The following is an 18,038-nucleotide window of genomic DNA, read 5'->3' on the forward strand; positions in this document are numbered from 1 at the left end:
TTAACCGCTTATTTGATCTTCCCTTCTTTGTACATCACATGCTGGCGCACGACGGGATCATATTTCTTGATCTCCATCTTGCCGGGCTGATTGCGCTTGTTCTTGGTGGTCGTGTAGAAATGACCTGTGCCGGCACTGGAATTCAGCCGGATTTTATCGCGAGCGGCTTTTGCCATTGCTCATCTCCTAAAGCGTGTTTAGATCTTTTCCCCGCGGGCGCGCAGCTCGGCGACCACGACCTCGATGCCTTTCTTATCGATGATGCGCATACCCTTGCTGGTGACGCGCAGGCGCACCCAGCGCTTTTCCGCCTCCACCCAAAATCTGTGGTAGCGCAGATTCGGCAAGAAACGGCGGCGGGTCTTGTTGTGGGCGTGAGAAACGTTATTCCCGGCCAGCGGACGTTTGCCGGTGACCTGACAGACTCGAGACATGACGGCTGACCTCGTAGAGAAACTGAAAGTGCGGGGCCTATGGCGCGCGAGTTGGTCGCACGCGCGTGGGCCGCGCAGCAGAGGGGCGCGCGGAAACCGCGCCGATGTGAACCGGAAAATATAGCTTCCCGGGAGAAATTGGTCAAGATATCGCAGCACAAAACGCGCTCCGCTGTGATCCAGCCTGCCCCAGACGCGAAATTCCCTGCTGAATCGCGGCCATTTGCTAGGCTTGATGATAAAAAGGGCGCGTGTGGAGCCAATCAGCGCGCGACGCTTTTCTCAAGAACAAGCACTCAAATAACAAGCTCGCCTAACAAGCTCGCCCGTCCTGTGCGGAGTTAAGCACCGCCAGAGGCAAGGCCCTGAACACAGCCCTGTGCAGAACAACGGGGCAGAACAAGGGGGCAAAACAAGGGGCCCGACACGAGGCCTGCAAAAGAGCACACCACTGAGTAGATCACGGGTAATAACATGTTCAACCTTAAGAACGTTCGACTCCAACCCAAGCTTATTGGGCTCATGCTGATCTCGAGCCTGGTGCCCTTGATCATCGTTGCCTGGTGGAGCGCGCAATCGGCGCGCGATGCACTGATGCAGGACGCCAACGGCCGCCTCGAGGCGGTGCGCGGGATCAAGCAGGGCCAGATCGAACGCTATTTTTCCGAGCGCGAAGGCGACATCAGTGTTCTGGTCGACATCGTGCGCAAAATCCAAGCCGATGCAACGGCCGCAATGGCGGCGCTGCACACCGAGAAACAAGAGCATATCGAGCGCATTTTCGCGCGCTGGAAAGAACAAGTCACCCAGGTTGCAGCGAACACCGACCTGGCAGAGACCATCGACGTACTGACAGGCAATCAAGCGCCTTCAAGCTTTGACGGTTTGTTTGGCGCTAACCAGGCTGAGGCCTCGAATACTGCTGATCCTGGGCAGGAGCGCGAGCAGCTCAAGGCGCTCGCGGAGGAACTTGGCTGGAGCGATCTGCTGCTGCTCGATCGCAATGCGCAGATTCTCTATTCGGCTGCCGACGCCGAGAGCATCGGGGGTTCCGCCGAAGGTGCGCTAAAACGCGGCATTGAAGCGCTACAGGGTGACTCTGCCGAGCAGTTGGCCATCGCTGACTTTCAGCCCGATCCATCCGCCGATGGCCAACAGCGGGCTTTCATGGTGGCGAAAATCGCCGGCGCGCGCGGGCGCCTGAGCGGCTATGTCGCCATGCCAATCTCAGCAGAAGCGCTGAATACCGTCGTGCAGGCACGCGCCGGAATGGGCGAGACCGGGGAGAGCTATCTGGTCGGAGCCCTTGATGGTGAAACCGCCTTTCGCAGCAACATGCTCACCATGGGCGACGGGCGCTATGTGATCGGCACACCCATTTCGACCCCTTACATCGAACAAGCGCTCAACGGCGAGAGCGTCACTAGGATCTTCACCGACAGCAGCGGCAAGCTGGTGTTGGTCAACGGCAGCCCGCTCGACATTCCCGGTCTCGACTGGGCCATTATCAGTAAACGCAACCTTGAGGAAGTCCTGACCCAGGCCGCACCAGGAGAGAGCGAGGATATCTTCGCCCGCTTCGTGGAGCACTATGGTTACTATGACCTGTTTCTGATTCATCCAGAAGGTGAAATCTTCTACACCGTCGCCAAGGAAGCGGATTACATGACCAACATCGTCGATGGCGAGTTCAAGGACTCGAACCTCGGCGAGCTCACGCGGGAGGTCCTGCGCACCCAAAAATTTAACCTGGCGGACTTTGCCCGTTATGCGCCATCGGCTGGCGCGGCGGCGTCCTTCATCGCCACGCCGATGATGAAAGGCGACCGAGTAGAAATGATCGTCGCCCTGCAAATGCCACTCGCCCCGATCAACGCCATCATGCAGCAGCGCGATGGCATGGGCGAAACCGGCGAAACCTACCTGGTGGGCCAGGACAAGCGCATGCGCTCGGACTCCTTCCTCGACGCGACAAACCGCAGCGTACAGGCGTCGTTTAAGGGGACGGTGGCGGACAACGGCGTCGACACCGACGCCAGCCGCGCAGCGCTGGCGGGCGAGACCGACACCCGCATCATCATCGACTACAACGGCAACCCGGTGCTGTCGAGCTTCACGCCGGTCAAGGTCGGCAACACCACCTGGGCGCTGCTCTCGGAGATCGACCGCGCCGAGGTGATGGCACCGGTATGGCAGCTCATCCGCAACATCGCCATGATCACCGGGTTCTTTGTTTTGGTCGTCGTGGTGATTGCGCTGACCTTTGCCCGCAGCCTGAGCAAGCCGCTGGTCGAGGCGGTCGGCGTGGCCAAGCTGGTGGCCGACGGTGATCTGCGCGCCAATGTCGCGAGCGATCGCAAGGATGAGATTGGTGAGATGCTGACCGCCATGCATAACCTGGTCGAGCAGCTGCGCGGGATCGTCGGCGACGTGCTGACGGGAGCCGACAGCTTGAGCTCCGCCTCCAGCGAGGTCAGCTCCACCGCCCAGGCCCTCAGCCAGGGCGCCACCGAGCAGGCCGCCAGCGTCGAGGAGACCACGGCGAGCATTGAGCAGCTCAATGCCTCGGTACAGCAGAACACCGAGAATGCGCGCGTGACCAATGGCATCGCCAAGAGCTCGGCCGATGAGGCACGCGAGGGCGGCGAGGCGGTCAACCGCACCGTCAAGGCGATGAAGGAAATCGCCAGCAAGATCGGTATGATCGAGGAGATCGCCTACAAGACCAATCTGCTCGCGCTTAATGCGGCGATTGAGGCCGCGCGCGCTGGCGAGCACGGCAAGGGCTTCACCGTGGTGGCCGCCGAGGTGCGCAAGCTGGCCGAAAACAGCGGCACGACAGCCCAGGAGATCAATCAGCTCGCGACTAACAGCCTGTCGATTGCCGAGGATGCCGGACGGGTGCTCGAGCAGATGGTGCCCAACATCGTCAAGACCGCCGAGTTGGTGGAGGAAATTACCGCCGCCTCCGGCGAGCAGGCATCCGGCATTGGTCAGATCAACGAGGCCATGGGCCAGCTCGACAAGGCCACCCAGCAAAATGCCTCATCGTCTGAGGAGCTGGCAGCCACCGCCGAGGAGCTCAGCGGTCAGGCCGCGCAGTTGCAGGAGACCATGGCCTTCTTCAAAGTATCGGGCGGAAAGCAGCAGCGCGCCACGGCCAGCAAGCAGCACGCGACGGCCAGCAAACCGCGCGCGTCGGCACAGCGCCATGATGACTTTGCCGGCCAGAGCAGCGATGATGACACATCTTCACAAGACTTCGAACGCTTTTAGGCGGAGACCCGAATGACAGAGGCAACTGCATCCCAGCAGCAGCGCAGCGCTGGAACCGACGTCGCCGACGAGGCGAACCAGTATCTGACTTTCTCGGTGGCGGAAGAACGGCTTGCGATGCCAATCGACGCTGTGCAGGAAATCATCGAAACCCCGCAGATCACCCAGGTGCCGATGACGCCCGACTACATCCGTGGGGTCATCAACCTGCGCGGCAATGTCGTGCCCATTGTCGATCTCGCCGCACGGCTCAATCGCGGCGCGGCGACCCTGTCCAAGCGCAGCTGCATCGTGGTGGTCGAGGTGGAGTCCAACCGCAGCAGCTATGTGTTTGGCATGCTGGTCGACGAGGTCAAGAATATTCTCGACATTCCGCGCGAGAACGTCCGCCCGGCGCCCACCTTTGGCTCCGACATCAGCACGGACTTCATCCAGGCCATGGGCCGGGTGGAGGATGTGTTTGTGATCATCCTCGCCATCAACCATGTGCTCTCGGTGCAGGAACTGGCCGAACTGCAGAAGATGACCGAAGGCGCCAGCCTCAGCGTGCCGGAAGTCGGCGGCTGACCTGCGGCTGCCCGCCCCCTGTGATGTTGTCGACTTGAAGACCGCGCCGGGCTGGATCGCGAGCCCGGCTGCGGCCGGTTCAGGACCGGTCCGGATAAAGCGGCGGCAGCTCCGCTTCAGCGTCGGTTGCCCGCGCATCCGTCTGCCCCAGGGCAACGCGGACCTGGTCCCAGAAGCCCTGGCCTGACCAATCCTCCCCCGGGGGCGCATAGAGCGCACGTTCCAACTCCACAATGGCTGCTTCGGCGCCTTGGGCTGCCGCAGCGCCTGTCACCCCCGGCTGGTCCCGTCCGCCGAGTCGCCGCGCCAGCATGCCGAGATTCAGCGGCGGATCATCCGGCCAAAGTGCTCGGGCGAGTGCCAGCAAGGCATCGGCGGTAGCTTTCGGGTCATTGTCCGCCGCCGCCTTGCGCACGGCCTCCCGCAAGGCGCTCTGGCGCGGCTGGCGCCCGGTTGGGCTGATGGCGGCGCCCTTGGCGCTGCCTGTGACTGCAGCCGACGCCCTTGCGGATTGATCACCACCCTGCGCCGCGCTGCGTTTCCCGAACGCGACCATGGTTGCCACACCCGCGGCTGCCAGCGCAAGCAGCGCGAGCAGGGCGCCGAGCAGTCCGCCCCAGATGTCAGAGCTGCCCGCACCTGGAGAGGCGGTATCGCCACGGTCTTCCGAGTCGGGCGTCATCTCACCGGAATCCGCGACCGCGGGGCGGTCGGGTTGGGCTTCAAAATCCGGTGTGGCCTCGACCGCTTCGCGATCGGGCGGAGCCGCCGCTCCTCCTGCAGCCGGCGCGACCTGCAGGCTGAGCGCCGGCACAACTGTCTCGCGTTCGCTTTTCGCCTGAATGTCCCACCAGCGCACCTTCAACTCCGGCAACTTGAGCGTGCCGGGCTGGGTGGGAATGAGCGTCACCGCCTGTTTGCTGACGGCATAGACCACCTGGCCATCGGTGCGGGTTTCGTTCTCGGTCGGCTCACGATAGGTGCGCACAGCATCTGGCACCTGCATATCGACATCCGGGATCTGACTGCCAGCAAGTCCTTTCGCGGTCAGCGTCAGGGTCCGAGTGACCGGCTCGCCGACGCGCAGCGCAGGCGGCTGACCAGCCCAGGAATCCGCAACCGTCAGCGCCTCAGCCGGCAGCCAATGACCGCCGCCGAAATCATCCGGTCGTGCGGCGACCTCAATCGTCAGCGCCCGGCTCTGTGCCCGCACCTGCTGGCCCGGCTGCAACATCGACAGTGGGTCGCTCGAAAAGTTGGAGCCAAAGGGAAAATCCTGAAACATGCGATCCAGACGCGGATCGCCGGAAGTTCGATTCCCGTTGCCAGCCGTGCTGCCAGAACGGCCTTGGGCGTTGGGCGTCAGCTCGCCCTCGAATACCACAGGCGGGATACGCAGCTCACCGCTGCGCTCCGGGCTCAGGCTATAGCGCCGCTCAATCACCTGATACTCTCGCCCATCGCGATTGGCGCTGTAGCGCTGATCCGGTCCCAGCCGCTCAAGCACCGCGCCATCAGCACGCGGATCGGTCAGGGTGCCGCCGCGAAGCGGCAGGGCGCTGTAGAGGCGCACCACCACCGGCAACTGCTGCTGCACCATCACCGGCTCATTGCTCGCCACCCCATCAGGCCGCTCAAGTTCGAGTTCGACAAAGACATCATCCCCCGGACCACCGAGCGCGCCCTGCGGAACCTCCGTCACCTGCACCTGAATCGGCCGGGTTTTCTCGGAGCCAACTTCAATCGCCGGAATGGTCAGCTCCCCCAGCCGTTTCGGGCCCAAGGTGATGCGCCACTGCAGGCTGCTGCTCGCGCGTCCATTGACGATGCTGATCTGCGAGCTGCGGCCAGTGCCAAGGATGTCAAAGTCCTGCTCCAACGGCCCAAGCTCCGGCTCGATACCCTGCCCCTGCCCTTCGGCCTCGATGGTCAAGGTCAGCGCATCGCCCTCATAGACCTGCTGACGGTCCACCATGGCGCTGACAGCAGCGCTGGCAAGCGCTGGCCAGACAAGCCAGGCGCACAGGAGCAGGGTGACGGGACCGAACCTCAAACTCCGCGCCGAGGTCTGGAGCACCTTTTTCTTAGCTCGCGCCATCATTGCTTGCGTCCCTTTGAAAACTGATAGGTTGCGCTGATTTCCGGAATTGATGATCTCCGGCCATCGGTCATTGAACAGGGTCCGAACAGTGATTGGACCACAGGCAACAAGAATCTCCCACTCTGTTGGCCGAGAGCGTCATCAGCATCCACCATGCCTACCAGGGCTCTCCCGCCGCGACGCCCTGCTCCGGGCCGGCACGCTGACTGTATTGATAGAGGAATTTTCGCCGCAGCAGGCCAGCCGGGTCATCGGGGATGCGTCTGAGCCACTGATCGGCGGCGGCGCGCGCTTCCTGCTCTTCGGGGCTTTGATCGGCGGACTGACCGGCAGCCGCGGCTTGTTCGTTTTCGTCTCCTGTCTCGGCGTCGGCTGACTGAGCCGCCTCGGCCGCGGCGCGATAATCCTCGGCCGCCTGCTGCTCAGCTTGTTGATCGCGGCCGGACTCGATCTCGTCTTCGCCAGCAGGTTGGTCCTGATCGGCGCCGCTCTGTTGCTGTTGCGGCTGTTGCGCGTCAGATTGTTCGTTCGTATCGCCGTCGGAAGGCTCTTGCCCGGCATTCGCCTTATTCTGCTCTTCTTGCTGATCATCTGGCCCGCCGGATTGCTCCTGTTCGGAGCCGTCCTGTTGGTCGTCGCCTTGCGGCTGATCGCTGTCGCTTTGGCCAGACTGGTTCTGTTCAGACTCATTTTGGCCGGACTCGCCCTGATCTTGATTCTGGCCCTGATCTTGGCCTGACTCCTGATCTTGCTCCTCGTTTTGGTCGCCGGAATCTCCGCTCTGCTGCTCTTGTTGCTGCTGTTGCTCCAGCGCCGCCTTGACCTGGTCGCGATTGTAACGGGCGTCCTCCTGCGCCGGGTCCTGCGTCAGCGCCTCTTCGTAGGCAGCCAGTGCGTCCTCGAGCGCGCCGGCGCGCGCCAGAGCATTACCGCGATTGTAGTGGTCGGTGGCGGTTTCGCCGGCGGCGAAATCCTCCGCGGCAGATTGATAGTCACCGGCGCGATAGGCTGCGGTGCCACGGCGTTGCGGATCGCGCGCCAGTTCACGTGCGCGCTGGTGGTCTTGCTCCGCCATGGCTTGGGCGGCTTGCTGATCCGAGCGCCACCACAGATCGTCCCAGCCGAGTGCTTGCGCGGGCGCGGGTGCCAGCGTCAGCATTGGTCCGAGTACGAATGGCAAGGTCACCAGCAGCCAGCTGCGGCGAAAGGCCAGAGCCGCCAGCGGCAGCAGGGCCAACACGATCCAGGGACCGAGCGGATACCAGGCCTGGGCCTGGTTCTCGGTCAAAACCGCCGGCAGCGCGCGCCCGGCGGTGCTTGAGCGCAGCACGGTGGCCAGGTCGCGGTCGTCGGAGGTCAGCGGGGTATAGGCGCCATTACCCGCCCGCGCCAGCGCGCGCAGCGCGTCGGTGTCCAGCTTAGCCATCACCGGCCCCTCGGCACGGCGCACGCCGGGCACTGGCGCGCCCTCCTCGGTGCCGACACCGATCACCGCCAGCCGATAGCCTTTGGCCGCCAGCGCCTCGGCCGCCGCGCGCGCGCGGGAGTCACCGGCATCGTCGCTAATCAGCACCACCTCGCCACCCTGAGCGCCGGCCTGCTCCAGCAGCGCACCGGCACGCTCAAGCGCAAGATCGGGTCGGCTGCCAGCTACCGGCATGATCTCCGGCTGCAGCGCCTCGAGCATGGCCGTGATGGTGGCGGCATCCTGGGTCAGCGGCGAGACGGTGAAGGCGTCGCCGGCAAAGGCGATCAGCCCGACGCGACCATCCTTCACCCGAGCCAGGATATCGGCCACCTTGTAGCGCGCGCGCGCCAAGCGGTTCGGCGTCAGGTCTGCAGCCAGCATGGAGCGCGACAAATCCAACACCACGACGCGGTCGGCGCCGCCTGAGTAGGTCGGCACAGGCTTGCGCTCGAACGTCGGATTTGCCAGCGCCAGCGTGGCGATCAGCCAACCGAGGCCGAGCAGCATCAAAGGCAGCCGCGCCGCAAAGCGGTTGAGCTCGGCCGGCTCGATGGTCAGCACCGGCAACAGCCGCTCGTCGATCACCCGGCGCCAGGCACTGCTGGCGCCTTGGCCGCTGGCGCTCAGCCACAACAAAAGGGCCAGCGGCATCAGGGCGAGGAGCCACCAGGGATTGAGAAAGTGAAAATCGCTGAACATGGTTTGGGTGCGTAGAAGTGCTTTGTCGATTAAAGACTCTTGTTGACTGGCGCGTGCTGATTGGCGCGAGTCCTTTGCTCCGGCGCGCTCGCACCCGGCACGGACAGCCTGCCGTTGGAGAGCGCCTTGGCCAATGCCGCCAGCGCACTCAGCGCGAGCGCCAGGCCAAGCGGCCAGGCGAAGAGCTCGGCGACCGGGCGGAAGCCTTCCTGCTCGGACTCGACCGGCTCGAGCTCATCGAGCAGGGCGTAGATCGACTGCAGCTCGCGCAGGTCGCGGGCGCGGAAGTAGCGCCCACCGGTCTGCTCGGCAATGGCCTTGAGCGTGCGTTCGTCGAGCGGATTGCGCCCAAGCGACATGCCGAAGGGGCCGCGCGGATCGGAGCCGATGCCGATGGTATGGATTCTCACGCCAGCCTCGGTGGCCAGCTCGGCGGCCTTGTCTGGCGCGATGGCGCCAGCGGTGTTGGCGCCGTCCGTCAGCAGAATCAGCACCCGCTGCTCGGCAGGCTGATCGCGCAGGCGCTTGACGGCCAAACCAATGGCATCGCCAATGGCGGTTGCGCGTCCGGCGAGTCGAGTAGCGGCCTCGAATAGCAGCGTGCGGACGGTTTCGCGGTCGAAAGTCAACGGGGTTTGCATATAGGCCTGCTGGCCGAACAGAATCAGGCCGACGCGGTCACCCTCGCGGCGCTCGATGAAATCGCTTGCGACCGCTTTCACAACGGTGAGCCGGTCGGTCACCCGCGCGCCGATCACCATGTCCTTTGTTTCCATCGATTCTGAAATATCCACCGCCAGCATCAGATCGCGCCCGGCCAGCGGCAACGGCAGGGGCTCACCGATCCATTGCGGCCGCGCGGCAGCTAGCACCAGCAGCAGCCAGATGAGCAGCGCCAGCAAGACCAGCAGCCCGGTAGGCCGAGCACTCGATGCCTCCGGCCCGCGCATGACCAGGGCATAAAAAGGCACGCGCAACGCAGCGCCGTCGAGCGCGGGCGCGCGCGCCAGCAGCCAATAGGCCAGCAAGGGCAGCGGCAGGGCAAAAAAGGCCCACCAGTGGGCGAAGCTGAAGGTCATGGCAAGAAACTGAAGGTCATGGTCGTTGGTGCCCCTGACTTAAATCTTGGGCTTGCGGCTCGCGTTGGGCCGGGTGACGGTCGCGGGGGACGCCGTGAATACTTCCATGTAGGCTTCACGGCGGCGTCCTGCCGCCGAGACCCCCGCGCCCGTCACCCGACCCAACACTCAAAGTCCATCCGTGCTGTTAATCTAAAGTTCATGCGTGTCGGTGCTCAACGTTGCTTCGTTCTGGTGCTCGCAGTTCATCTGTGATTCTGCATAAAGTGCATTCGTGCTGGCAGTCGCGGTCCATTTCTACCGGCAATCAAAGCACATTCTTGGTCGCGAGCTTCTTCGTGGGCAGAGGATGGAGGTCCGACACGAAATCTTTACTTTACTCACCATTCCAACCCACCAGGTCATAAGGATCATAGGTTCCTTGCCAGCCAGTCGCGAGCCAGCGCGCGCAGCGCCGGGGCATCGCAGTCGGGGGCCGGGGCATAGGCGCCTTGTTCCAGCACCCGGCCGGCGCCTTTGGCGAATTGTCCACTGCCGCCGGTTTGGTCGAGAAACGCAAGCCAGGCAGCGCCGGTTAGCTCCGCGACCTGCTCACGTGGGAAGCGGCGCAGGGCGACGCGCTTGAGTAGCGCGGAGACACCGGCGATGAGCTGCTCGCAGTCATCGACGGCGGGCAGGCTGGCCAGCTCGCGCAGGACCCGATTGCGCAGCCTGCGGCGGCGCCACCAGCGCCATGCCAGACGCCCGAGCCATAGCAGCAGCGCGAGCAGCAGCAGGCCTAACAGCCACCAGCCGGGGGCCGGCGGCCAAAGGGACGGCAATCCAGGCTCGTGGATGTCGCGCAGGTCGAGCTGCGCGAGCAGCGCGGGGTCTGCCTTCATGCGGCGGCCTCCCGGGTCGCAGCGGCCCGTGCCTGGACGCTTGCCGGCAGCGCCAGAGCGCGCGTCAGTGCGATCGCCGGGTCATCCTGGGTCATGCAGCGCTGCAGCGGAACACCGCAGCGTTCGATCAAGGCGCGCACCTGGGTGCGGCGCTCCTCGAGCACCCGGTGATGATCGCGGCGGAGCGACGCGCTCAGGGTATCCAGCAGCCCGGTGCGGCGTCCGTCGCTGATGCGGTAACGCCCTGGCGGCGGCGGCGCGAGCTCGAGCGGGTCAAGAATTTCAATGGCGAACAGACTGTTGTGGACGGCGAGCTGGCTCAGATGGCGCTCGGTCTCGGCATCCGCTGAGACGAAGTCCGACAGCAGCCACACAAGGCTGCCGGGGCGAATCACATGGCGCAGGCGCGCGAGCGCGCGGCTCAGCTCACCCGCGTGCAGGGTGTCGGCCAAGCCGACCGCCGGATTGCCGGCATCGACCAGGGTGCGGATCAAGCGCATCTGCCCGCGACGTCCGCCAGCGGGCTGAATCTCGCGATGCTCGCCGTTGAACAGCAGGGCGCCAACGCGGTCCCCGCGGCTGACCGCGGACCAGCCAATCAGCGCGGCCAGGCGCGCGGCCATCACGGATTTGAACGCCCCGCGGCTAGCGAAGAACATGCTCGGGCCGAAGTCGGCGACCACCACCACCGGGCGCTCGCGTTCCTCATCGAACACCTTCACATGGGCGTGCCCGGCGCGCGCGGTGATGCGCCAATCCATGTTACGGATGTCATCGCCGGCCTGGTAATGGCGCGATTCGCGATAGTCCATGCCGCGCCCGCGAAAGCGCGAACGGTGCTGCCCGGCCAGGACCGAGCGGGTGAGCCGACGCGGCGCGCCTGCAAGCCGAGCGGCGCGCGCCTGCAGGGCGATCAGATCGCCGGCATCGACACGCCAGTCCGCATCAGGCGCGATTTGGGGCCTGGGGAGGTTCATGGGGTGTGCTTGCTCCAGGCCAACTGCCGTCTTGCCGATAAAACATCCGCTTCGATCATGAGCCAGAATCCGAGGGGCCTAATCTGCGTGTTCCAGTGTCGAGCATTGAGACCGATCAAATCAGCGGCACGCGCTTGATGAGCTCCGCGACGAAGCGATCAACCGTGATGCCCTCAGCCTCAGCGGCATAGCTCATCAGCACCCGGTGGCGCATCACATCGAACACCGTGGCATGGATATCCTCAGGCGTCACATAGTCGCCACCACGCAGCCAGGCCCGCGCGCGAGCGCAGCGGTCAAGCGCGATGGTCGCCCGCGGACTGGCGCCATAGTCGACCAGCCGCGCCAGTTCGCTGTCATAGGGAGCCGGGTCGCGCGTGGCCAGCACCAGCTGGACCAGATATTCCTCGAGGTTATCGGCCATGTGCAGATCCATCGCCTGGTCGCGGGCGGCAAAGATCTGCTTTTGGCTGAGCAGGGGCGCAGGGACTTGCTCGCGATGGGCGCGACCGCGCGCCTCATTGCGCGCGATGGCGAGAATCTGGCGCTCGGTGTGAGGATCGGGGTAGCCGACTCGCACATGCATCAGGAAGCGGTCGAGCTGGGCCTCCGGCAACGGATAGGTGCCTTCCTGCTCGATGGGATTTTGCGTGGCCATGACCAGAAAGGGCTCGGCCAACGGATAGGTGCGCCCGCCGACCGTGATCTGACGCTCGCCCATCGCCTCGAGCAGCGCGGACTGCACCTTGGCCGGCGCGCGGTTGACCTCGTCGGCCAGCACCAAGTTATGGAACAAGGGTCCGGGCTGGAACTGGAAATCCCCCGTTTCTGGCCGGTAAATGTCAGTGCCGGTCAGGTCTCCCGGCAGCAGATCGGGCGTGAACTGCACGCGCTGAAAATTGCCCTCGATGCGCGCGGCAAGCGCCTGAATGGCCGAGGTCTTGGCTAGCCCCGGCGCGCCCTCGACCAGCAGATGGCCGGAGGCCAGGAGCGCAATCAGCAGCCGTTCCACCAGTGCGTCCTGGCCGACGATGCGCGCGGCCAGTTGGCGGCGCAGCTCGGCAAAGGCGTGCGCAACATCCACCGCCTCGGTCGCGGCCGTCCGCGGGGCACTTGCCGGAGCGGCCGGTCTTTGAGTCGCTGTCATGCATAATCTCCATTCAATGTGATCATTCCGATGCGCTTCGGTCCCACCGCTGGCAGCCCGGCATCCAAGTCCAGACACCCAGGGTCATCGCCGCCGAGTTGGCACAGGCTCGCGCACAGCCTCGTTCAGAAACAGGATAGCCCGTAATGTTATGCGACTGCCTTAACATCCGCGTGCGAAAACATTACCGAGTGTTAAGGTAACCCATGACCAGCACCCGGACACTGCCGGGAACAGCCCCCCGGATATCCGCTGCCGGCGAGACCGACTATGAGCAACGATAAGCAACGATGAGCAAGGGCTCCCTGCTTGCGCGCGGCATGCGCGCTCTAATACTCACTCTCTTTCTGCTGCTGTTGGGCTCGATTCTGGCCGTCGCCGCCTTGCGCTGGTTCAATCCGCCGACCTCGGCAGTCATTGTCCAACATTGGGTAAGCGAGCACCTCGCAGGGAAGGAGCCGCCGGTGGTGTATCACGAATGGGTCGACAGGGATGCCATTGCCCCATCGCTCAAGCTCGCGGTGATCGCCGGCGAGGATCAGCGCTTCCCCGAGCATCTGGGCTTCGACCTGATCGAGCTTCAAGCCGCATGGGAAGATTTTCGCCAGGGAGAACGGCTGCGTGGCGCCAGCACTATCAGCCAGCAGACCGCCAAAAACCTGTTTCTTTGGAACGGGCGCGATTATGCCCGCAAGGCACTGGAGGTCTGGTTTACCCTGCTGCTGGAAACCCTGCTGACCAAGGAACGGATTCTCGAGCTCTACCTGAACATTGCCCAATTCAGCGCCGACACCTATGGCGTCGGCGCCGCAAGCTGGCGCTATTTCGACCGCCCCGCTGCCGCCATCAGCGCCGAACAAGCCGCCCGCATGGCCGCGGTCCTGCCCAACCCGCGCATTTACCGCCTCGATCAGCCATCAGCCAAAGTGCGACAGCGCGCACGCTGGATTCGCCAGCAAATGCACCAGCTTGGTGGCGAGCGCTATTTGCGGCAGCTAGGGCATTGATGAAAATAGAGAATCGCAGTCACAGCGCCTTGCTCGCACAATTTCGCTAGCTGGCGGCCCATAGAGGGAGTCAATCCGCAATCTGGAGTGATTCGACCCACAGATAGATGGTCCCGGATGCATTTCGATCAACTTCAGCAACCAACCTGACCTTGGTGTCCGGGCCGATCTTCCGGTTTTGCCAGACAGGCGGCTCGATCTCGACCCGAACCTCACCCGTCTGATCCCGGAAGGTATAGTAATCCTCTCTGAGGTGGGAAAGGATGTTACCCGTTACAGTGACATAGGTGTCGACAGGGGCCTTTCGCGCGTCCTCGACCGTACTCACTCGACCGCTCGCCGCCGGCCCCGTGAACTGGGCGAAGGCCGTTGAAGATAGAAGCAGACATCCAATCACCAGCAGCACGGAACTTTTCACTTCTCACCTCTTTCGTTAACAATTTGGGAGTCGAACTGAAACCAGGATGGTAATGGTTTGTCCGAATTTCAATCCTGTAGAACTGCTGCCCGAGATCCGGCATGCTTTTGACGATAAACCACTTTTTTGGGGGTTGCTGTTGAACCATTCCCGTGATCCTGACAATGACCAAGAGCGGCTGGTTCGCGCGCTGTTTTCGCGTCGCCGGCCTGTCACCAGCATCGTCATCACCGGCTTGGTGGGTTGCGATCAGTCGCTCCTTCCGGATTTGACTGCCCGCCATGCTCGCAAGTCAGATGCGCCTGTACCATCTTGAGTTTGCCGTAAGAAACGTCGTCGCCGAGGCTTTCCTTGACCGGCGTGAGCGCTTCGGTGCCGATCTGGGCGAAGACGGTGGTGATGCGCGCGAGCTTGTCTTGGTCGACGAAATCGGTGACTGCCAGCTCTCCGGTGCCAATGAAGTGGGCCAGATGGCCTTCGATGGTGGTGGTTTTCAGTGAGCGTTCTGCGGCGATCTCGGCGATGCCCAGGCCCTCGCGGTAGAGGCGATAGCTGAGCCGGCGACTATCGCCGGGCTGGACTTTGGTCTTGGGCTGGTTCTCGGGGTCGCCCCCTGATGGACCCTGATGCGCATCCGGGGGCGGATGCTGGGCGACAAGCTGAAGGATCTCCGTGCCATAACGCTCGGCGGTGCGCATGCCGATGCCTGGGATGGCGGCCAGGGCATTCAGGCTGTCGGGGCGGTTGGCGGCGATCTCGCGCAGCACGGTACGGGTCAGGATGCGATAGCGAGTTTCGCCGGTGCGCTCTTCGTCGGCTTGCTTCTGCTCGCGCCAGTGGCGCAGCCCGTCGAGCAGGGGATCGTCTTTGCCCTTTGCAGGCTGCGCGCTCGTGCCTTTCCTTTGTCGCGCCCCGGTGCGGGGATCGTCAATCTTGGCTTTCGCCAGCGCCACGAGATAGGCCTTGGCGGAGAAGCCGTGGGTGCAGCTCGCGATGCCGGCGGTCTTGATCGCGAGCAGTTTGCGCAGTTCCTCGACGGCCTGGCTGAGTGTCTTGCGCAGCGCCTTGTTGTCGGTCTCGCATTCCAGGTCGGCGAGCCAGGGAGCAAGTCCCTCTGCAAGCTTAGCGGTGAAATAAGCCGAGGCCTTGCGCAGTCGCTCTTGCAGGTCGGGATCGCCCTCGGGAATCCGGTCGGTGCGAAAGCGGTGCTCCAACTCGCGGCGGAATTTGGCGCTGACGGTGACAAGCTCGTCGCTGATCCGACGCTCGAGCGTGTTCATGGCCTCGATCGGGTCGTTGGACTGAGCGACGCCCGCACCGTGCAGGTCGATGACGCGATGATTCGTGCGCAGCAGGCCAAGCAGCCGCCGCAGCCGAGCACCGAGCTGGTCGAAATCCCAGCACTCGCGCAGCAGCCGCTGCTGGTAGTCGATGCGCGCGGCATCGAGCTGGTCCTGGGTGGGCGGTTGCCGGGTAGCCTCATCGACATAGTGGGAGACGCGCTGGTCGGTCTTGACCGCGTGGCGTGGGATGGGCGCGCTCAGCACCAGACCCTCGAGCGTCTTGCAGCGGCTGAGGCCCACATAGACCTGGCCATGAGAGAAGGCCGCGGCGGCGTCGATGATGGCGCGCTCGAAGGTCAGGCCCTGGCTCTTGTGGATGGTGATGGCCCAGGCGAGACGCAGCGGGTATTGGGTGAACTTGCCGATGACCTCCTCGGTGATGGCCTTGGTGTCGGTGTCGATGCTGTAGCGGATGTTCTCCCAGGTGGCGGGCTCGACGGTGATGTCGCCATCATCGCCAGGGCAGCGCACCAGGATGCGCTCGCGCTCCAGACGCGTGACGGTGCCGATCTTGCCGTTGAAGAAGCGTTTGTCTTCGCCGCTGTCGTTGCGCACAAACATCACTTGCGCCCCCTGCTTCAGCGTCAAGGTGGCGGCGGTCGGGTAACTGTGGGCCGGGTAGTCGTCCTCGATCTCTGCCTCGAACTCACGCGGCTTGGCGGCGAGGGCGCGCAGCCGGGTGTCATTGATCTGATCAGCGGCGCGGTTGTGCGTGGTGAGCGTGATATAGCCATCCGATTCCCTGGGCGCGAAATCGGGCTGATAGCGGGCATTGAGCTGCGCCAGCGCCGCCTCATCAAGCCGGTTGTCGCGCACGGCATTGAGCAGCGCGATAAAGTCGGCATCGGATTGGCGATAGATGTGCGTGAGCTCGATGGGCACCACTTCCATTGCCGCCAGTGCCCGGCTGCTGAAAAAATACCCGGAGCTGTAGAAGTCCCGCAAAATAGCCCAGTCCTGATCTGGCACCACGGGCGCGAGCTGATGCAGATCGCCGATCATCAGCAGTTGCACGCCGCCGAAGGGCGCATCGGTCGCCCGCTCGCGCCGCAGCATGAAGTCGACCGCGTCGAGCAGGTCGGCGCGCACCATGCTGATCTCGTCGATAATCAGCAGATCGAGGCTGGCGATGATGTCGCGCTTTTGCCGGTTAAAGCGCCGCTCCGCCGCCTGGCGCTGGGCCTCGCTGCCGGGCACGAAAGGCCCAAATGGCAGCTGAAAGAAGGAATGCAGAGTCACGCCCCCGGCGTTGATGGCCGCCACCCCGGTCGGCGCGGTGACCACCATGCGCTTGGGCAGATCCGCCTTAGACATGATGTTTTGACCTGCCCATCCTCAACGCATGTAGGTTATGTTGAGGATGGAGAACCACCGACACAGAGCCACCTTGAGGAGAGCAGGTCATGAAGCAGTTTAACCCAGCAACCGATCGCATCGAGAGCGCATCGTCCCTATCCGCCTTGCTGCACGGGAGTAACCAGCCGGAACACAAGCACGGCGCCTATATTGGCCTGGATGTGCACAAAGACACCATCGCCGTGGCGGTGGCTGAGCCGGGACGTCAGGAGCCGATTTATCGTGGCGAGATTGCTAACAAGCCCAAGAAGATCGAGCAACTCATCGCCCGTCTGAGCGAAGCCTATGATGGAGCGGTGCTGTTGTTCTGCTACGAAGCCGGTCCCTGCGGGTATGGACTCTATCGCCAGCTTCTCGCCAGCGGCCATGATTGCCAAGTCGTTGCCCCATCGCTGATTCCCAAGAAAGCCGCCGAGCGCATCAAGACCGACCGGCGCGATGCGCTGAAGCTCGCGCGACTGCTGCGCAGCGGCGATCTCACCGCGGTTTGGGTTCCCGACCAAGAGCAGGAGCGCATGCGCGATCTCAGCCGCGCGCGCGATGATATTAAAGCCCAGGAACGCAAAGCCCGTCAGCAGCTCAACGCCTTTTTGCTGCGTCACGGTCACCACTGGCCCACCGGCAAGACGCGCTGGGGTGCGGCGCATGAGAACTGGCTGGCCGGACTGAAAATGGCCGATCCTTGGCAGCAGGTGGTGCTACAGAACTACATCGACGCTGAGCGGGCCGCCGGTGAGCGCGTCGCTCAGCTCACCGATCAGCTCATGCGCGCATTGCCGGAGTGGTCACTTGCCCCCGTGGTTGACTCCCTGGTGGCGCTGCGCGGTATCGACAAGCTCGCCGCGATCGTGCTGCTCGCTGAACTGGGCGATATCAGTCGTTTCGACTCCCCGCGCCAACTGATGGCCTTCCTCGGACTGGTCCCCAGCGAGCACTCCAGTGGCGGACGGCGGCGCCAAGGGGCGATTACGCTCACCGGCAACAGCCACGCCCGGCGCATGTTGATCGAATCGGCCTGGAGCTATCGCTTCCCGGCACGCCAGACCAAGCATCTCCGAGGCAAGGCCGTGAACGCCTCAGCCGGGGCCAGACGCATCGCCTGGAAGGCGCAGGTGCGCCTGTGCGGGCGCTACCGCACGCTCACCGGTGCCGGCAAAAACACCAAGCTGGTGTGCGTGGCCATTGCCCGGGAGCTGGCCGGTTTTCTCTGGGACATCGTGCGCCAGGAGATGCCTCAAGTGAACGCCCAAGCGGTCTGATCAGTGGCCGCATGTTGAGCCAATGC

Annotated in this window: 14 protein-coding genes; 4 read left to right on the top strand and 10 right to left on the bottom strand. The window is 63.8% G+C overall.

Annotation, left to right across the window (positions count from 1 at the left end; all coding sequences use genetic code 11):
• Window positions 1-8 precede the first annotated feature (8 nt).
• Together rpmG and rpmB are read right to left on the bottom strand one after the other, a co-directional pair.
• Window positions 9-176: a 50S ribosomal protein L33 gene (gene rpmG, locus Thiosp_RS22610; RefSeq protein WP_200281922.1), complete on the bottom strand. Its 168-nt coding sequence runs from the start codon at window positions 174-176 to the stop codon at window positions 9-11.
• A 21-nt stretch (window positions 177-197) separates the two neighbouring features.
• Entirely contained in the window at window positions 198-434 is a 237-nt protein-coding gene (gene rpmB, locus Thiosp_RS22615; RefSeq protein WP_201066673.1) for a 50S ribosomal protein L28, read from the bottom strand.
• Window positions 435-956: 522 nt separating this feature from the next.
• Here rpmB and Thiosp_RS22620 point away from each other — a divergent pair.
• Both Thiosp_RS22620 and Thiosp_RS22625 read left to right on the top strand, forming a co-directional pair.
• Window positions 957-3,710: a methyl-accepting chemotaxis protein gene (locus Thiosp_RS22620; protein ID WP_201066674.1), complete on the top strand. Its 2,754-nt coding sequence runs from the start codon at window positions 957-959 to the stop codon at window positions 3,708-3,710.
• Between the two features lie 12 nt (window positions 3,711-3,722).
• Window positions 3,723-4,277, top strand: coding sequence for a chemotaxis protein CheW (locus Thiosp_RS22625; protein WP_201066675.1), 555 nt, complete (start codon window positions 3,723-3,725; stop codon window positions 4,275-4,277).
• 79 nt (window positions 4,278-4,356) lie between these two features.
• Here the strand turns inward: Thiosp_RS22625 and Thiosp_RS22630 are convergent, their stop codons facing one another.
• The 6 genes from Thiosp_RS22630 to Thiosp_RS22655 all read right to left on the bottom strand — a co-directional run bounded on the left by Thiosp_RS22630 (window position 4,357) and on the right by Thiosp_RS22655 (window position 12,629).
• Entirely contained in the window at window positions 4,357-6,378 is a 2,022-nt protein-coding gene (locus Thiosp_RS22630) for a BatD family protein (protein WP_201066677.1), read from the bottom strand.
• Between the two features lie 157 nt (window positions 6,379-6,535).
• On the bottom strand, window positions 6,536-8,545 hold the full coding sequence (locus Thiosp_RS22635; protein ID WP_201066679.1) for a VWA domain-containing protein: 2,010 nt from the start codon (window positions 8,543-8,545) through the stop codon (window positions 6,536-6,538).
• Window positions 8,546-8,574: 29 nt separating this feature from the next.
• Window positions 8,575-9,624, bottom strand: a complete 1,050-nt coding sequence (locus tag Thiosp_RS22640) for a vWA domain-containing protein (RefSeq protein WP_201066680.1) — start codon at window positions 9,622-9,624, stop codon at window positions 8,575-8,577.
• A gap of 410 nt (window positions 9,625-10,034) precedes the next feature.
• A complete protein-coding gene (locus Thiosp_RS22645; RefSeq protein WP_201066681.1) occupies window positions 10,035-10,505 on the bottom strand; it encodes a DUF4381 domain-containing protein in 471 nt (156 codons plus the stop codon).
• Complete coding sequence (locus Thiosp_RS22650; protein ID WP_201066682.1) at window positions 10,502-11,482, bottom strand: DUF58 domain-containing protein; 981 nt, start codon at window positions 11,480-11,482, stop codon at window positions 10,502-10,504. The genes Thiosp_RS22645 and Thiosp_RS22650 overlap by 4 nt, the downstream gene beginning before the upstream one ends.
• A 115-nt stretch (window positions 11,483-11,597) precedes the next feature.
• Complete coding sequence (locus Thiosp_RS22655; RefSeq protein ID WP_201066683.1) at window positions 11,598-12,629, bottom strand: AAA family ATPase; 1,032 nt, start codon at window positions 12,627-12,629, stop codon at window positions 11,598-11,600.
• Window positions 12,630-12,919: 290 nt separating this feature from the next.
• Between Thiosp_RS22655 and mtgA the strand changes: the two genes are divergently transcribed.
• The gene (gene mtgA, locus Thiosp_RS22660; RefSeq protein ID WP_201066684.1) at window positions 12,920-13,636 is read left to right on the top strand and encodes a monofunctional biosynthetic peptidoglycan transglycosylase; all 717 of its coding nucleotides are present in this window, start codon (window positions 12,920-12,922) and stop codon (window positions 13,634-13,636) included.
• A 70-nt stretch (window positions 13,637-13,706) separates the two neighbouring features.
• On the opposite strand, the gene Thiosp_RS22665 is transcribed toward mtgA, so the two are convergent.
• Window positions 13,707-14,054: a NirD/YgiW/YdeI family stress tolerance protein gene (locus Thiosp_RS22665; protein WP_201066686.1), complete on the bottom strand. Its 348-nt coding sequence runs from the start codon at window positions 14,052-14,054 to the stop codon at window positions 13,707-13,709.
• A 227-nt stretch (window positions 14,055-14,281) separates the two neighbouring features.
• On the bottom strand, window positions 14,282-16,711 hold the full coding sequence (locus Thiosp_RS22670) for a helix-turn-helix domain-containing protein (RefSeq protein ID WP_242518555.1): 2,430 nt from the start codon (window positions 16,709-16,711) through the stop codon (window positions 14,282-14,284).
• Window positions 16,712-16,800: 89 nt separating this feature from the next.
• Here Thiosp_RS22670 and Thiosp_RS22675 point away from each other — a divergent pair, with 89 nt between their 5' ends.
• On the top strand, window positions 16,801-18,012 hold the full coding sequence (locus Thiosp_RS22675; RefSeq protein WP_323696718.1) for an IS110 family RNA-guided transposase: 1,212 nt from the start codon (window positions 16,801-16,803) through the stop codon (window positions 18,010-18,012).
• Window positions 18,013-18,038 lie beyond the last annotated feature (26 nt).

Source organism: Thiorhodovibrio litoralis (assembly GCF_033954455.1).
Classification (GTDB): domain Bacteria; phylum Pseudomonadota; class Gammaproteobacteria; order Chromatiales; family Chromatiaceae; genus Thiorhodovibrio; species Thiorhodovibrio litoralis.